We start from the raw sequence: 1,823 nt of genomic DNA, 5'->3' as shown, positions 1-1,823 counted from the left end.
TGATCTCCAAGGTGCCCAACACCTTGCACACGCCGCTGATGTCGGGCACCAACGCCATCCACGGCATCGTGGTGCTCGGCGCGCTGCTGCTGCTGGGACGCATCGAACACCCTTCAGTGGCGCTGCAGGTGATTCTGTTCGTGGCGCTGGTGTTCGGCACCCTCAACGTCATCGGCGGCTTCATCGTCACCGACCGGATGCTGGGCATGTTCAAAAGTAAAAAGCCCCAACCGGTCAAGACCGAGACGAACGGGCAGGGCCGATGACCGCCGACTCGGTCCACTACCTGGTACTGGCCCTCTACGTCATCGCCTTCTCGATGTTCATCTACGGAATGATGGGGCTCACCGGCCCGAGGACCGCGGTGCGCGGAAACCTGATCGCCGCGGTAGGCATGGTGATCGCGGTGGCGGCCACCCTGATACTGATCCGACACACCGACCAGTGGGTGTTGATCATCGCTGGCCTGTTGCTCGGGGTGGTGCTCGGGGTGCCGCCGGCCCGGCTCACCAAGATGACGGCGATGCCGCAGTTGGTGGCGTTCTTCAACGGCGTCGGCGGTGGCACGGTGGCGTTGATTTCACTGTCGGAATTCATTGAGACCACCGGCTTTTCGGACTTCCAGTACGGCGAGGAGCCGACCGCGCACATCGTGGTGGCCTCGCTGTTCGCGGCGATCATCGGGTCGATCTCGTTCTGGGGTTCGGTGATCGCGTTCGGCAAGCTGCAGGAGGTCATTCCCGGCCGGCCGATCGGGCTGGGACACGTCCAGCACTACCTCAACATCGCGCTGCTGGCGGCGGCTACGGTGTGCGCGGTGGTCATCGGCCTGGATGCGCATCCCGGCAGCGGCGGCGTCTCGCTGTGGTGGATGATCGCCCTGTTGGTCGCCTCGGCGGTGCTGGGGTTGATGGTGGTGCTGCCGATCGGTGGGGCCGACATGCCGGTGGTCATCTCGCTGCTGAACGCGCTGACGGGGCTCTCAGCCGCGGCCGCCGGGCTGGCGTTGAACAACACCGCGATGATCGTGGCCGGCATGATCGTCGGGGCCTCCGGCTCGATCCTGACCAACCTGATGGCCAAGGCGATGAACCGGTCCATCCCGGCGATCGTGGCCGGTGGGTTCGGCGGTGGCGGAGCTGCGCTCACCTCCGGCGACGGCGTGGATCGGGTCGTTAAGTCCACGTCGGCGGCCGACGCCGCGATACAGATGGCCTACGCCAACCAGGTGATCGTGGTGCCGGGCTACGGCATGGCCGTCGCGCAGGCCCAGCACGTGGTCAAGGACATGGCAACGCTGCTTGAGTCGCGCGGAGTGCCGGTCAAATACGCCATCCACCCCGTTGCGGGCCGGATGCCCGGCCACATGAACGTGCTGCTGGCCGAGGCCGACGTCGATTACGACGCGATGAAGGAGATGGACGATATCAACGACGAGTTCGCCCGGACCGACGTCGCGATCGTCATCGGCGCCAACGACGTGACGAATCCGGCGGCGCGCAATGAGCCGAATAGCCCGATCTATGGCATGCCGATTCTCAACGTGGACAAGGCTAAATCGGTGATCGTGCTCAAGCGGTCGATGGGCTCAGGTTTCGCCGGCATCGACAACCCGCTGTTCTACGCCGCGGGCACCACCATGCTGTTCGGTGACGCCAAGAAGTCGGTATCGGAGATTATCGAGGAACTCAAAGCCCTTTAGACCGGCGGATAGCTCGGCGGCGGATAGCCTTGGCCGTCGAGGACGCCACGGAAACCCCACGGCATGTATCTGAAAAACCACTCGATCTCGTCTGCCCCGTCATAGTCGGGATTGGGATCAA

Annotated in this window: 2 protein-coding genes; both read left to right on the top strand. The window is 64.3% G+C overall.

Going from position 1 to position 1,823, the window contains the following annotated elements; translation table 11 throughout:
- A partial coding sequence (locus AC2VOP_RS14560) for an NAD(P) transhydrogenase subunit alpha part 2 (RefSeq protein WP_486961633.1) occupies window positions 1-266 on the top strand: 266 nt, incomplete at its 5' end.
- Window positions 263-1,702 carry an NAD(P)(+) transhydrogenase (Re/Si-specific) subunit beta gene (locus AC2VOP_RS14555; protein ID WP_486961632.1) on the top strand — a complete coding sequence of 480 codons (1,440 nt, stop codon included), beginning with the start codon at window positions 263-265 and terminating at the stop codon, window positions 1,700-1,702. The genes AC2VOP_RS14560 and AC2VOP_RS14555, both read left to right, overlap by 4 nt.
- The last annotated feature ends 121 nt before the right edge of the window (window positions 1,703-1,823 follow it).

The sequence above is a fragment of the Mycobacterium sp. TH-M106 genome (assembly GCF_057473765.1).
Note: the sequence above shows the minus strand (reverse complement) of the source record. Positions and strands in the feature narration are given on the sequence as shown.

Excerpts from the sequence above, each read along its gene's own strand:
- AC2VOP_RS14555 (WP_486961632.1), top strand. The coding sequence starts at position 263 with ATGACCGCCGACTCGGTCCACTACCTGGTACTGGCCCTCTACGTCATC.